Here is a 15,387-nt window from a genome sequence, read left to right as displayed (position 1 = left end):
TTTTGCCGACTCCAGAAAGCCATTAATAGCAATGCCTCGGGGGCATGTGAGAATAGGAGTATGACTACGAAAAAAGGACCGACCAAGGGGTCGGGTGGAAAACATCGCAATGCTTTACGCGGAAAAGGGCCTACTCCGAAGGCTGAAGATCGCGTGTATCACAAAGCTTATTTTGCTAAGAAGGCTGCTATTAAGCGCACGTTTGCGGATCCTCGTTTGGCTGCGCGTCGTCGCGTGGATAAGCTTGGTAGCGATTCAGACGAGTTGGTAATTGGTCGCAATGCTGCTTTAGAGGCTTTAAGAGTTGGAGTTCCAAGCACGCAATTGTATGTAGCTAATCGCATTGAGCACGATGATCGCACGCGCGAAATCGTGAAGTTAGCAGGCATGCAAGGTTTGCGTTTGCTTGAAGCGGATCGCCTTGAAATGGATCGTATTGCACATAGCACGAATCATCAGGGCATTATTTTGAAAGTTCAGCCTTACCAGTATCACTCTTTGCAAGAGTTGGTTGAACGCGCTGAAAAGAAGGCGCGCGCAATGGAAGCTGCTGATTCAGATTCTGCTCGCATTAATGCTCGACCATTGTTTATTGCTTTGGACGGCGTTACAGATCCTCAAAATTTGGGTGCTGTTATTCGTTCTGCAGCGGCTTTTGGTGCTAATGGCGTAATTTTACCTGAGCGCAGAAGTGCTTCCGTAACTGCTGCCGCTTGGAAAGTTTCTGCCGGTGCTGCAGCTCATTTGCCGGTTGCTCGAGTTGTGAATTTAAATAAGGCAATTCAAAGTTTGCGCGAGCGCGGATGGTATGCAATTGGTCTTGATGGCGGAGGCGATAAGCTTGTTGGAGAAACTGGTTTTGAAACTGACCCGTTAGTTGTTGTGCTCGGTTCCGAAGGCAAGGGTATGAGTCGCCTTACACGAGAAGCGTGCGATGCTATTGCTGGAATCCCAATTTCTAGCGCGGTTGAATCTCTTAACGCTTCTGTTGCAGCAGGCATTAGTTTGTACGCTGTTGCTAACGCTCGTCGTTTGGCTGCGAAAACAGAACAACTATGAGCGAAAATACTACTGTGAATACGAATGCAGTTATTACAGATGCAACTGCAACTACGGATACGACTAAAACTTTAAATATTCCAAATAAACTATGGTCCGTAAAACATGCGCGCGCGATTATTTTTATTGCGTACATGGCTGTTGTTGTAGTAGTGATGTGCTTCCATGAGCCTTGGTTCGATGAAGCTCAAAGTTGGCTTATTGCACGCGATTCTTCGTTTGCTGATTTGTTAACTCTTCGCCCACATTATGAAGGCCATCCACCGCTTTGGACTTTGCTTCTTTCAATCCCTGCAAAAACAGGAGTGCCATACGAGATAGGTCTTAAAGGAGTGCAGCTTTTATGTACTGCGCTTTTGGGTGGCTGGCTTATTTTCCGCGCGCCTTTTAGTAAATTGGCTGTATTTTTGCTTCCATTTACGTATTTTTTGTGCTTCCAATATGGCGTTACCTCGCGTCCATATGCTCTTCTTTGCGCGGCTTTGTTTATGGTTGCACATTATTGGAAACAATCTGATTCTAAACCTTCTGATACTTGGAAACTCGCTTTAAGTCTTGTACTTTTATGTGCAATCAGCGCGTACGGTATTGCTTTATCGGCAGGTTTTGCTTTAGCTTGGATTTGGCGAGCTGCAAAATCTGCAGGAATTAAAAAAGCTTTTGCTGAAATATTCTCTAACATTAACAGATTAGTAAGCTGGATAATTCTTGCTTTAGTTGGAATTGCAAGCATTATTTGCATTTGGCCTGCTGCTAATGCTTTTGCATCACGTGAAACATTCGACGGAAATTCTCCTCTTACGCAATTCTTGTCGTTTATTTTCGTTATGCCATCAGAAAGTATGTTTACCCAATTTGCCGGCGATGTCTCTTTACGCAGACTTACACTAAGCGTACCGTCCGCGATTATTTGCGTTATTATTTCGATTTTAATATGGGCTTTCGCCGTAAGAATTGCTTATCGAAGGGGCATGCTTGTTTCTTTGATACTCCCTTACTTGACTTTTGCAGTAGTTGCTACGCAGTATTTCACTTTGCACCACGCAGGAATCGTTTTTGCATTCTTCGTAGCTCAACTTTGGATGTGCATTGCGCGTAAGTCACTGGAATCTAAAGATATGCCGACGATTATTTTTAGGTTATTCAAAGTTGTAAATAAAAATACAAATAAAGCTGAAAATAGCAACAGTAGATCTGCAAGTAAATCTGTTGGAAACAAAGTTATTGCTGGCATTATTACTGTTGTTTTATTGTCCCCAAGCTTGATTTGGAACGCGTATTCTTGCGTTAACGATATTCGATTCGACTATTCAGGTTCGCGCGCACTTGCGCAATTTATTAAGCAAAATCATGCTGAAAACATGCGATTCGTAACGTCTTGGCTGCATCAAGACGAAAAAACCGATAAACAAGGTAATGTTATTGTTCCTGAATTTGAAGATATTCATCAATATTCGTGGCAGCTTATTACAGCAAATCCTTATTTCTCAAAGAATCTTATTGATTGCAGTTATAAGAATAGCTCGTTTATTACAAATGAGCAGCCATCTCAAGAACAGGCATCAAATGAAATGGATGCTTGCAGAGCAAAGAAAGAACCTAAATTCTTTGTCACAGAATCAGATAAGCCTTGGTATTATTTTGTGTATTTAAACTACAATATTGACCATTATACTGAGCGTACTATTGCTAAAACAAAATCATCTTGGAAAGCAGGGACCTCAGAAGGAAGAATTATTGTATACGAGCGTAAAAAATAATTAGCGCATTTATATAAATACATTTAAATATATTTAATTACATTATGAAAATGCCCCTGCGTAAGTTAAGTAACTTATTTAGGGGCATTTATTTTTATTACAATGCTTTACTTTTTAATAGTAAAACATGCGGTTTTATTTACCAGAAACCGAATGGATCAAATATTCCACCATCGTCACCATCGTCATCTCCACGTTGTTGTAAATCGTCATCGTCGTCATCGTCCGACTTACTGCCGCGTTTTTTACTAGGCTTCTTTTGGTTTTTCTTTAATTTCTTTTCTTGCTTATTTGTGCCATTAACAGCAGCTTCTTCTTGGTTGAATGTAACTTGCAACTTAAGTGTGTTGCCGTTACGAACTATTGTGAGCGTAGCTTTTTGATTGAACGCTGTTGCTCTCACATACCCGAGGAGTGCGTAATTATTGGATACAGGCTTATCGTCAAAGGCAACAATAGTGTCATTGGCTTTGAGTCCGGCTTTTTCAGCAGGGCTTCCTTGATTGACAGAAACAATTTGAGCTCCTCCGCGAGTAATTCCTTCGGACTCAACTGCTGTGCTTTTAATCATGATTCCCAGTGCTACGTGTTTTACAGAACCGTTTTTAATAATTTCTGTAACTACTCGCTTCACCAAATTTGCTGGAATTGCAAAGCCGATGCCGATTGATCCTGTAGTTTCCCCTTGAGCTGATGTTGCTGCAATAGAAGAATTAATACCTATGACTTTTCCGGCAGCGTTAAAAGTTGGGCCGCCCGAATTTCCTGGATTAATAGCTGCATCAATTTGTACTGCATTAGTTACAATTTCAGAGCGGCTTTGGTCGTCCATAACTGATACTGGACGATTCAAAGCCGAAACAATGCCTGTGGTAGCTGTATCGTCATATCCAAGCGGATTTCCGATTGCCATAACTGGTTCACCAACGGAAAGTAGATTAGAATCTGCAAATTGGACTGTCTTTAAATTATTTGGTGAATTGTCTAATTTAAGTACTGCCAAATCAGTAGTTTTATCTGCTCCGACTAATGTAGCTGAATAAATTTGACCATTAGAAAGGGTTACTTGAATTTCTTTTGCATCAGAAATTACGTGATTGTTTGTTACAACATAACCTTTTGAATCAATGATTACTCCAGAACCCTTCCCCATGCCTTTCTCTAAACGAGTTTGTATAGAAACAACGGCTCCGGAAACATTTTTTGCAACTCCTTGCCAATCTGGAGATTGACCACCTTTAACTACTGCGGTCCCAGGGCCAGAAGAATGAGAGCCGATGTTTGCGAAAGAGCCGCTTTGTGGAATTGAAATAAGACCTTGCGAGACTACAAATAGGACTACAACTACGCAAACTATTGCAGAAATTGCGGAGGATAAAATGGCGACAAAAGCAGTTGACGAAGAGCTTTTTGTTTTTCTTTTGTTACCTTTTTTGTTTGTGTCGTTTGTATTTGCTGCATTTGTGCTAATAATGCTTGTTTTTGCTATATTTTCATTTTCTTCGTTACTTGCATTATTGTTAAAATTCTGCTGCGCTGGTGTTTGATTGCCAACTTCATTATTTGGGTAAGAATTATTGTCTGTGCCGTAATTATACGGATTTCCGAAGCCGTTAAAATTATTATTTCCGTAGTAATTTTGTGATCCAATGTATTGCGTAGGAGCATTGTTGATATTTGTATTATCCGCATCGTTATTTTGGTTTACGGCGTAATTGTTAGCTGGATACTGTGTAGTGTTTGTACCAACTTCATTTTCGTTATTTGTTGGGCCGTAAGCTCCGAATTCAGGAGCTGGGCTATATGTTTGTGCTGGTTGCGTTGTTTGCGTTGGTTGTGCTGGTTGCGTCGGCTGTTCCTGCTGCTCGTAATATCCATTATTTGCAGTTTCATTGGATTCCTGCTGATTTGCACCATACATATCGTCAGCCATTCATCCTCCTTACAAAAGACTCTTAACACACCATAATAAACCATGCCATTATCTATGTAAGAGATAGTATGTTTTTTTATAATTTTTTAAATAATTTGCCTTGTAAATTTCATAAATTTTGCAAATTAATTTGGATATTGCCACATAAAAATATAAATTGTGCGTGTTTTTTATTTATACTCGTCATGCCTTCTAATAAAGTAAATGCTATGACAAGTCTTCTTGAACATCCACGCGGAGCTGAGCCGGGGAAACCTGGTGACCGCAAAGAATTTTCGTTTACAACTAAAACGCGACTTTCCAATACTGCTGAAGGTAAAGGTCGTGACGGCGCTCGCTATGGGCGCACCGGCGTAATTCACACGCCTCATGGGGATATTCAGACCCCAGCATTTGTACCTGTTGCAACGCAAGCTGCAATGAAGGCAGTGTTGCCAGAAAGCATTAAGGATTTGGGTGCTCAGTGCATGCTTTCAAATGCTTTTCATTTGTACGAACGTCCTGGCGCGGATGTTCTTGACGAAGCTGGCGGATTGGGAAAGTTTATGAACTGGGATAAGCCAACCTTTACGGATTCTGGCGGTTTTCAGGTTCTTTCTTTAGGTGCTGGTTTTAAGAAGACTCTTGCAATGGACGTTACCGGCATGAAGTCGGATGATGTTATTGCAGCAGGTAAGGAGCGTATGGCTTTTGTTGACGAGGATGGCGTAACTTTTAAGTCTCCTCTTAACGGAGCCAAGCACCGTTTTAGTGCTGAAATTTCTATGGGAATCCAGCATAAGCTGGGTGCGGATATTATGTTTGCTTTCGATGAGCTTACTACTTTGATGAATACGCGTCGCTACCAGGAGGAATCGGTGGAGCGTACGTTCCGCTGGGCTAAGCGTTGTGTTGCTGAACATCAGCGTTTAACGCAGGAGCGCGTTGGCAAGCCTTATCAAGCGTTATACGGCGTTGTGCAGGGCGCGAATTATGAGGATTTGCGTAGGCATGCAGCTGAAGAAATTGCTTCTTTAGATTTTGATGGAGTTGGAATCGGCGGCGCTATTGAGAAGCGGATTATTGGTGATACTTGCGCATGGATTTGCGATGCTATGCCGGAAAATCGACCTCGTCACGTGCTTGGTATTGCCGCAGTTGACGATATTTTTGCGTGTGTTGAGAATGGTGGAGATACTTTCGACTGTGTTGCTCCTGCTCGTTGCGGAAGGAACGGCGCAATTTTTACTCGACATGGTCGCTACAACGTAAAACGTGCTGAGTTTAAGCATGATCAGCGTCCGCTTGAAGAAGGCTGCGATTGCTACACTTGTACGCATTATTCCAGAATGTATGTGGATCATTTGCTGCGCGCTAGTGAAATGAACGGATTTACGCTTGCAACTATTCACAACGAGCGTTTCTTTGTGAAGCTGCTCGACGATATTCGAGCTTCTATTGACGGCGGATATTTTGAAGAGTTTCGCGATGAAACTCTTGCTCATTATTACGAAAAAGGTGCAAAAGGCTGAGAGTAGTTTTGAGCGCAAAATGCTAGGCTAAATATTGCGAATTTATGTTAAATATGATAGCCTTGCACTTTGTATGCGAACGTGGCGGAATGGTAGACGCGCTGTCTTCAGGTGGCAGTGAGCGTATGCTCGTGCGGGTTCAAGTCCCGCCGTTCGCACTCGTCAAAAAGGCTGGAATTGCAAGGGTTTTGCCTCTTACGATTCTGGCCTTTTGTGCAAGTATAGTGCAAATATAAAGCAACTATATTGCAACTGCAGTGCAAAAAGTGCGAATGTTGTACAAACTTCTCGAGTATTGTACAAACTTCTATTTATTACAAGCGACGGTGATGTAATGAACGCTAACGATGAACTAAATACCAATAATGCAAATAACAATTCTTACAAATCTCATATCGGTCGTGAATCGCATGTTGTGCCTGGTTATTTTGGTGAGCCTTTAAAAGTTACAAATGCACAGTATTCGCAAGGGGATGCTTCAGCTCATCCAACGCATCCGCTGCTTCTGCTTCTTCACGGTTGGGGCTCTAATGAGGAAGATTTATTGGATTTGTTGCGAGTAGTGGCACCATATAATGATGCAATTGCTTTACGCGCTCCGCTTAAGCTGGCAGAAGGTGCTTACAGTTGGTTCCACGATGCTGTGCCGCAGCGAGAAGATTTAGATTACGACATGTATGCTGCTGCTGTCTCAATCGACGAGTGGGTGCGTGAAAATATTCCAGCAAATCGCGACATTGTGCCATTTGGTTTTTCGCAAGGAGCTGCGCTCGCAGTGCATGTTTTGCGTTTGAATCCTTCACGCTACCGTGCAGCCGTTTCGCTTTCCGGATTCATAGCTCCTGATGTTCCTGCTTCTGCATCTGAAATTGCTTTAAAAGATGACGATTTAGCTGAGCGTAATACTCCTGTATTTTTCGGCTATGGATTAGAGGATGGCGTGATTCCTCCTTACGAATTCTCGGCTGCTGCAGCGTGGCTTGAGGAGCACACTTGGCTTGAAGAACGTCGTTATCGCGGGTTGGATCACGCTGTTGATATGAACGAAATTGGCGATATTCGCAAGTGGTTCGTAACTCACGATATTTCTTCTGGGCTTATGTAAATTTACTTAGATTTATGTAAATTTATTCGATTTTGTTTTTTCTTAATCTGTAAATTAATCTGTAAAGTGATTTCATGAATATGCGCGATGAGATAGTATTTGCAATGAATCAAGCCTTGAATTTGGCTCGAGAGTCTGCTTCTGCAGGCGAAGTTCCAGTTGGAGCAGTTGTGCTTGATGGTGGCGGTAATATTATTGGCAAAGGCGCAAATATGCGGGAGCAGAGTGCTGATCCTTTGGCTCATGCTGAAGTGCTTGCTATGAAAGATGCTGCTATCTCGCGTAAATCTTGGAATCTATCTGACTGTACTCTGGTAGTAACTCTTGAACCTTGCCCCATGTGTGCTGGGGCTGTGCTGCAAACGCGTCTTAAACGCGTGATTTTCGGGGCGTGGGATGCCAAACTTGGTGCGTGTGGGTCTGTGTGGGATATTTTACGAGATCCTCATGTTGGCTCACGCCCGGAAGTCATTGGTTCAGTATGCGAATCTGAGTGTGCTAGGCTCTTGCGAAACTTTTTTGCGCATCAACGTTAGATAAGTGTTGCATTATTTTTTAATGTTGCATTTAATTCAAGATAACGCAGTGCATGAAAAGTAATTTTTAGCGTGTTCCCCTTGTGTTCATTCTAGCAAAATGTTATAGTTGCGGTAACGTTACCGCATGAGGTAAGTTGAAGAAACCGACAATTGTGGAAACGTTATCTCAATTTGCGGATTCTATTCAGCGCTGATGAAGCTGCTCATTGAGAATAAGATTGCACAGAGGCTCTTATGCATGGTTGCATAGTGCTGTTTTTCTCCAACGAGAGGAGTATATGGAAAAACGTAGTATAAAACATGGAGTACAAGCTAAAATCAAAACATATCGATAACAGTGCAAAATTGTTAACACTGGTTGAGCATAAGAGATGAGCTGGAGGTGTCATGTCGTACATTACGATTCGCGATGTTGCGCAACGTGCTGGTATATCAGTATCAACTGTTTCTCGCGCATTGAATAATACGGGTCGTATATCGGCAAACACTAAGGCGAAAGTTGAGCGTGCAGTTGCGGAACTAGGTTATATACCAGATTCTCGCGCTCAGGCGATGCGGTCATCTCGTACTAAGACAGTGGGGTTACTTGTGCCAGATATACGCAATGCGTATTTTGCTGAGCTTGCGTATACTGTGCAAGACTCGTTGTTTGATGCCGGCTATTGTGCGTTTATTGGAACATCTTCTGAGAGTGCGGCTCGTCAAGATTCATTTATTACAAGTATTCTTTCTCAACGCATTGATGGTGCGATTATTGTGCCTCAAGGTGAGGAAACTGATGCTATGAGAATGTTGATGGAGCAGCATCTTCCACTTATGTTTATGGATCGACATGTGGAACCTCGGACTGGCGATTTGACGCATGTGCCAGTTGTGGATTCGGATCCAGAGCAAGGTATTCGTGACGCATTATTGGATGTTAAACAACATGGTTTTTGCTCAGTTGGCTACGTGTCGGGTCCAATTATCGCTTCACCGTCACTGCAAGAACGTGAACAAGTATTTCGTACAGTGGCTTCGGAGATATTTGGCGAAGAACATGTATTTGTAGAATCTACGGGATTTGAACAATCCTCATGTGCTAGCGTGTTGCATCGCATGATTAGCGTTGGTGTAAAAGCGCTTATTATCGGCTATTCGCCAGATGCGCTGCGAGTGATGGATGTAATGGCTCGTGAAGGATTAGTGATAGGCAGTGATATTTCACTTATCTCGTTTGATGATGTTGAAATATTCCGCTTAGCAACGCCGCGTATTTCTACTATTTCGCAACAAGTTCAGCGCATTGGTCGTACTAGTGCTGCACTTTTTTGGATATGTTAGAACATAATGTTGATGTTCAATCGCAGCGAGTAGAAACTATGTATATTCCGCGTGAATCGTTAGGAAATGCGTAGCTGTAAGGCTGTTATTCTATAGCTTGACACTATTGTTATTGATTTTTGTACCGTGACTTTGTAAGCGTGTGCAGCAATCGCCTGAGCGTACCGTTGTTGTTACGTTTTTGCATGCACATTGCGGCATAATTCTCATCCAAAGTACAAGCGTAATGTAGCGTAATTTATTGCATTTTCGTGGCAGCAGTGGTGCTGTAGCGAAGAAAGAGGTAGGACATGACGGAACTATCGCTAGTAGGAGTATCGAAAATATTCGGTAATTCTACGGTAGTTGACAATGTGTCTGTAACAGTAAAACCAGGTGAAGTGCATGTTCTCCTTGGTGAAAATGGTGCGGGCAAGTCAACAGTTATTAAGATGATGAGTGGCATTTATCAGCCAGATAAAGGTCATATTGAGATCAATGGTGAAACAGTGCGAATTCCTAATGTGGATACTGCTCGCAAATTGGGCATTGCTGTGATTCACCAAGAGTTAAATTTGGTGCCAGAACTTTCTATTATGGAAAATTTGTTCCTTGGTATGCTTCCTACGAAAGCTGGTTTTGTTAGTCGGGCGACGATGCGTGCTCGTGCGGAATCTGCATTGCAAGTTATCGGTTTAGATGAAGATGTCAATAAGCCAATGGGACAACTTGGTGTAGCTCGTCAACAAATGGTAGAAATAGCCAAAGCACTTATGCAACATGCATCTATCCTTATTCTTGATGAACCAACAGCTGCTCTAACAAAACCAGAATGTGAACAGTTATTTAACATTATGGAAGATTTAAAATCCAAAAATGTTGGAATGGTGTTTATTTCTCATCATTTAGATGAAATTGCGCGTATTGGTGATGTTGTAACTGTACTTCGCGATGGCAAATACGTCGATACTGTTGATGCGCAAGTTCCTGAGAAGGAACTTGTAAAACTCATGGTAGGTCGTGATATTACAAATCAATTCCCTCATGGCAAACGTAGTCAAGGCAAAGAGCTGCTAAAAGTAGAAGGCTTAACGCGAAAAGGTACGTTAGAAAATGTATCTTTCAGCGTTCATGCTGGCGAAGTTGTGGGTCTTGCAGGTTTGGTAGGTGCTGGTCGTACCGAAGTTCTTCGTGCAATATTTGGTGCAGATAGTTATGATTCAGGTTCAATAACTGTTGATGGTAAATCTATTGCGAAAGCGAATATTGCAGGAAGCATCGCAGCTGGTCTTGGTTTAGTCCCAGAAGATCGTCGAGTACAAGGGTTGATTCTTGAAGCATCTGTTGCAGAAAATTTGGGAATTTCTACATTAGTTCCTACAGCACATGCAGGATTTGCGGATTTGAAAGGGCAGCGTACTCGCGAAGAAGAAACTGCAAAAAAATTGCGTATTCGTATGGCAAACATTGATCAACCCGCTGGTTCGCTATCTGGCGGTAATCAACAAAAAATCGTGTTCGGCAAATGGTCTATGGCGAACGTGAAAGTGCTATTGCTGGATGAGCCTACTCGTGGTGTTGATGTTGGTGCTCGTGTAGAAATTTACGAGTTGATTAACAGTATCGTAGAAAATGGAGGTGCTGTGCTGATGGCATCCTCAGATTTGCCTGAAGTGCTTGGCATGTCAGATCGCGTATTGGTGATGTCGAACGGCAGAATCAGCGGTGAATTAGCTGCAAGCGAGGCTACGCAGGAAAGTGTGATGGAGCTTGCAGTGACTCACCTTAATACATCTGGTATTTGAGCATACAGGAATGAGTAAAACCTTACTGCTTTCAATATGAAACTGATACATGAGCCATATTGAAATCTTAAAAATTAAAGTTACCAATCAAACGTAAAACTTGCATACAACAATTTATTGCACACAGTAGTGCAGTGAGTTATAGCAAAATTTGTTAAAGGAGTATAAATTATGGCTGCTACGAGTAGTGCAAAATCTGAGCATTTGGGATACGGTGCAGTTGATAAAGGATTTTTGCCTGCAGCGAAAAAGTTTGCGTCACGTAATGGCGCTCTTATCGGCTTGATTATCTTGTGTGCTGCGCTTTCGTGCGCCACGCCAGCATTTTTGACAAGTGTGAATATTCTCAATGTGGGTATTCAAGCTGCGACAGTTGCTATTTTGGCATTCGGTCAAACCTTTGTCATCGTGTCCGCTGGTATTGATTTGTCAGTAGGTGCGGTGGCTGCAATTTCTAGCATGTTGGTTGCGTATACAGGCGTTTCTATGGGGTTGCCGCCAGTGTTAACTGTTGTTGTAGGTATAGTAACCGGTGCGCTTTTTGGTCTTATTTCAGGTGTTGCGAACGCTTTTCTTAAGTTACCATCGTTTATTGCTACATTGGCAATGATGTCTGTTGCGCGTGGACTTACCCTTGTTGTTTCAGACGGTCGTCCTATTTCCACCTCTGGTATGGTGAATTTCTTTGGTGCCAACATATTAGGTATTCCAATGCCAATCGTGATGATGATTATCATGGGTGTTATTGCTGCAGTAATACTGAACTTCACCACTACTGGTCGTTCTATGTATGCTGTTGGTGGGAATATGGAGGCCTCTCGCCTTTCTGGTATCAATATTCATAAAACACAAATTATGGTGTTTATTTTTTCCGGTATTTTCGCTGCCATCGCTGGTTTAGTTATTGCCGGTCGTTTACATTCCGCTCAGCCTCAGGCCGCCACTGGCTATGAAATGGATGCTATTGCTTCTGTTGTTATCGGTGGTGCTTCGCTTTCAGGCGGTAAAGGTAAGATTTCTGGCACTTTCGTAGGAGCAATTTTGCTGGCTGTAATTCGTAATGGCTTGAATATTTTGAATGTTTCCTCCTTCTGGCAGCAAGTAGTTATTGGTTTGGTTATTGCCTTTGCTGTGAGCCTTGACACTTTGCGCCGCAAGGAAGATACGCACTGACAGCAAATTAATACTTTTTATAAACTTGATCTTCTCGTAGGAAGGAGGTGAATCTTGCAAATGTTGATTCGTAAGTGGCGAGTAATCAATATTTTCAGCAAGAATTGAAACGATTTGGAATATTATAACTGAACTTTATAACTCAAAACTACGTAACAATAAGGTAAAGAGATGGTGAAACATCAGCCTTATGTCACTGCAACATTGTGGATTTATCGAACTAAAAACTTGCGGTAGCACAGGGCAATAATCAAAGGAGATATGATGAATTATCCAATTATGCGTCGAGGCGTAAAGATTGCTTGCGCGGTTGCAGCAGCATCTGCACTTATTGTCAGCATGAGTGCATGTGGTAGTACTAATGGTGGCGATAAAGTCGCATTGCTAGTTTCTACTTTGAATAATCCGTTCTTTGTGGATTTACGTGATGGTGCCCAAGCTGAAGCAAAGAAACTTGGTGTTGATTTGCAAGTTTCCGACGCTCAGAATGATTCTGCAAAGCAGCAGGATCAAGCGCAGAATGCTCAATCACAAGGTGCAAAAGCTGTTATTATTAACCCTGTAGATTCTGATGCTGCTGGTCCTGCAGTTGCCCCGTTGCTAAGCGCGAACTTGCCTGTGATTTCTGTTGACCGTTCTGTAACTGGTGAAAAAGTTACTTCGCATATTGCTTCCGATAACGTTGCTGGTGGTGCTCAGGCTGCTGACACGCTAGCTAATAGTATGGGCGAAAAGGGTGAAGTTTTGGTTTTGCAAGGTATTCCTGGAGCGGCTTCTACTCGCGACCGTGGCAAAGGATTCAAAGATCGTATTAAAAAATATTCAAATATTAAAGTTGTAGCAGAACAAACTGCTAACTTTGACCGTGCTGAAGCATTAAATGTGGCTACTAATTTGTTGCAATCGCACCCGAATGCAACCGGCATTTACGCCGAAAATGACGAGATGGCATTAGGTGCCATTCAAGCATTAGGAGCTAAAGCTGGTAAAGAAATTAAAGTAGTAGGTTTCGATGGCACTGCTGACGGTATGAAAGCTATTAAAGCCGGCACAATGGCTGGAACAATTGCTCAGCAGCCAAAGGAACTTGGTCGTTCTGCCGTTGCTGCTGCTGTAAAAGCTATTAAAGGGCAAAGTGTTCCAAAGACTGAGCCAATTACTGTGAAAACAGTGACAGTAAAGAATGTAGGTGATTTTGAGTAATACATATTTGCATAAAACTATGTAATTCTGTGTATAAACATTAAAGTTTATGTTGAGTAGTTTTATGGATTAATATAGCTAATGCAAAATTTATATGGCGCTGAGAGCATTCATGATGTTTTCGTGAAAATAATTGTAACAGTAAAATTTATTAATACCGTATGATTTAGCGTTCTCAACGCCATTGTTTTCTTAATAAGATTTTTATCATATATGTTCGTGGTGGCGCATTTGTTATAAAGGTGATGATCATTGTTGATGTCGCTTTCATGAGCCACGATATGGGGTGAATTATGTTAACTCATGGTATTTTGAACGCACAATTAGCAGCTGCTATTGCAAAATTGAGGCATAAGGATCAATTTGTTGTTTCTGACTGTGGCTTGCCTGTCCCAGCGGGCGTAGAAGTTATTGATTTAGCCTTGGTTTTTGGAATACCGCGATTTCCTGATGTGCTTGCATCAATAAAGGACGATCTTGTTCTTGAGTCTGGTATTATGGCGGAAGAAGCTTGTGATGATGTTCCAGAAACATGGGTCAAGGATTTGCTTGGTGTGCCATTGACTTATGTGCCTCATGATGGCGAACAAGGATTTAAGTCTCTTGTTTCGCAAGCTAAATTCGTGATTCGAACGGGTGAGACTACTCCGTATTCTAACGTGTTGCTGCGTTGTGGTGTTCCATTCTAAGCTTTGTTTTGCGCAATATTTAGGGAGAATTATGTGTAGTTATCATATGCTTGACTCGTTGGAGAGTTTAGAAAAGATTAAAGTCATTCAGCCTGTTAACGTGGCTTTGCAACATGAGACATTGCCTGCGTTACGAAATATGAAGATGCCTACTGTAGCGATAGTTGGTTCTATGAATGCGGATTATACTATTGTTGCTAATCGTCTTCCTATGCCTGGTGAGACCATTAAAGGTGACGAAATACGAATACTGCCTGGAGGTAAGTCAGGTAATCAGGCAGTATCTGCTGCAAAGCTTGGTGCGCACGTATGTATGTTCGGTGCTGTAGGTAATGATGCTAATGCTGATTTTCTTACTGGTGCTTTGCGAGAATCTGGTGTTGATACGACGTATGTACGTCATGTACCCAATTGCAACAGTGGCGCAACAGTGATTACAGTGGATGCGCAAAGTGGCGAAAATACTATTGTTTATGCGCCTGGATCTAACTCGCAAGTTGATATTGATTATATTCAGTCGTCATCTGTGCAAGCTGCTATTACTAATGCAAAAGTATTAGGGCTTTGCTTGGAAAGTCCATTAGAATCGGTTACGATGTGCGCTCGCTTAGCACATGAGCATGGCGTAAAAGTTTTGCTTAATAATTCGCCTTTTTTGGATACATTACCGCGAGATCTTATACGATCTGCAGATATCTTACTGGTCAATGAGCATGAAATGGCACAGCTATTGCATATTTCAGAACCAGATAGTGGTGATTGGGATTCATTTGATTGGAAGCATACGCTTCATGCAATGCATGAGTTTGGCTTTAATGAGGCAATAGTAACACTTGGCTCACGTGGGTCTATGGTTTTGGATTATGCTGATAATTCGGTGCATCGAATTATGGCTCAGCATGTCAATGCCGTTGATACTACGGGTTGTGGCGATGCTTTTATGGGTACTGTGCTTGCGTGTTTGTCTGTGGATATGCGGTTGGTTGATGCGGCGTCACTCGCTTCTTATGTAGCTGCATATGCTGCTACTGGATTTGGCGCACAAGCTTCCTACGGTACAGTTGCTCAAATTCGTCAATTTTTTCACTTGTAAGTAGGTGATGCATGCATAAATTGTAAGTATATTCAGTTGACGTTCGCGCCTTGCCGATGTACAGAATTTTGACATTCTTCTAAAACTGTGTAATATGCTATAAAAACCAAAAAGCAGTTGGCTGATTTTAGTCACTACAATCAGCCTTACTGCTTTTTATTATATTCACAGCCGCTTCGACGAATTTCCATGTATGCACGAATTTCGCCTAAGCA

11 protein-coding genes, 1 tRNA gene and 1 pseudogene are annotated in these 15,387 nt (G+C 42.1%); 12 read left to right on the top strand and 1 reads right to left on the bottom strand.

Annotated elements, in window-relative coordinates; translation table 11 throughout:
- Positions 1 to 60: 60 nt before the first annotated feature.
- Positions 61 to 1,059, top strand: a complete 999-nt coding sequence (rlmB, locus tag HXT50_RS04210; RefSeq protein WP_004106172.1) for a 23S rRNA (guanosine(2251)-2'-O)-methyltransferase RlmB — start codon at positions 61 to 63, stop codon at positions 1,057 to 1,059.
- Complete coding sequence (locus HXT50_RS04205; RefSeq protein WP_421777060.1) at positions 1,056 to 2,819, top strand: ABC transporter ATP-binding protein; 1,764 nt, start codon at positions 1,056 to 1,058, stop codon at positions 2,817 to 2,819. The genes rlmB and HXT50_RS04205 overlap by 4 nt, the downstream gene beginning before the upstream one ends.
- A gap of 139 nt (positions 2,820 to 2,958) precedes the next feature.
- On the opposite strand, the gene HXT50_RS04200 is transcribed toward HXT50_RS04205, so the two are convergent.
- On the bottom strand, positions 2,959 to 4,752 hold the full coding sequence (locus HXT50_RS04200; protein ID WP_112928824.1) for a S1C family serine protease: 1,794 nt from the start codon (positions 4,750 to 4,752) through the stop codon (positions 2,959 to 2,961).
- A gap of 185 nt (positions 4,753 to 4,937) precedes the next feature.
- Here HXT50_RS04200 and tgt point away from each other — a divergent pair, with 185 nt between their 5' ends.
- The 10 genes and pseudogenes from tgt to HXT50_RS04150 all read left to right on the top strand — a co-directional run bounded on the left by tgt (position 4,938) and on the right by HXT50_RS04150 (position 15,172).
- Complete coding sequence (gene tgt, locus HXT50_RS04195; protein WP_004106178.1) at positions 4,938 to 6,263, top strand: tRNA guanosine(34) transglycosylase Tgt; 1,326 nt, start codon at positions 4,938 to 4,940, stop codon at positions 6,261 to 6,263.
- Positions 6,264 to 6,338: 75 nt separating this feature from the next.
- Positions 6,339 to 6,421: transfer RNA gene (locus HXT50_RS04190), tRNA-Leu, on the top strand.
- Between the two features lie 176 nt (positions 6,422 to 6,597).
- Entirely contained in the window at positions 6,598 to 7,368 is a 771-nt protein-coding gene (locus HXT50_RS04185; protein ID WP_032842459.1) for an alpha/beta hydrolase, read from the top strand.
- 74 nt (positions 7,369 to 7,442) lie between these two features.
- On the top strand, positions 7,443 to 7,904 hold the full coding sequence (locus HXT50_RS04180; RefSeq protein WP_004106182.1) for a nucleoside deaminase: 462 nt from the start codon (positions 7,443 to 7,445) through the stop codon (positions 7,902 to 7,904).
- Between the two features lie 390 nt (positions 7,905 to 8,294).
- A pseudogene (locus HXT50_RS04175) lies at positions 8,295 to 9,304 on the top strand (LacI family DNA-binding transcriptional regulator).
- Between the two features lie 216 nt (positions 9,305 to 9,520).
- Positions 9,521 to 11,014, top strand: coding sequence for a sugar ABC transporter ATP-binding protein (locus HXT50_RS04170; RefSeq protein ID WP_032842457.1), 1,494 nt, complete (start codon positions 9,521 to 9,523; stop codon positions 11,012 to 11,014).
- 171 nt (positions 11,015 to 11,185) lie between these two features.
- Entirely contained in the window at positions 11,186 to 12,187 is a 1,002-nt protein-coding gene (locus HXT50_RS04165) for an ABC transporter permease (protein WP_004106187.1), read from the top strand.
- A 264-nt stretch (positions 12,188 to 12,451) separates the two neighbouring features.
- Complete coding sequence (locus tag HXT50_RS04160) at positions 12,452 to 13,390, top strand: D-ribose ABC transporter substrate-binding protein (protein ID WP_004119817.1); 939 nt, start codon at positions 12,452 to 12,454, stop codon at positions 13,388 to 13,390.
- A gap of 293 nt (positions 13,391 to 13,683) precedes the next feature.
- Positions 13,684 to 14,079: a D-ribose pyranase gene (rbsD, locus tag HXT50_RS04155; RefSeq protein ID WP_004106191.1), complete on the top strand. Its 396-nt coding sequence runs from the start codon at positions 13,684 to 13,686 to the stop codon at positions 14,077 to 14,079.
- A gap of 46 nt (positions 14,080 to 14,125) precedes the next feature.
- A complete protein-coding gene (locus HXT50_RS04150; protein ID WP_004106193.1) occupies positions 14,126 to 15,172 on the top strand; it encodes a ribokinase in 1,047 nt (348 codons plus the stop codon).
- Positions 15,173 to 15,387 lie beyond the last annotated feature (215 nt).

It is taken from the genome of Gardnerella sp. KA00243, assembly GCF_049244105.1.
Classification (GTDB): domain Bacteria; phylum Actinomycetota; class Actinomycetes; order Actinomycetales; family Bifidobacteriaceae; genus Bifidobacterium; species Bifidobacterium leopoldii.
This window is presented reverse-complemented; position numbering and strand designations above follow the sequence as displayed.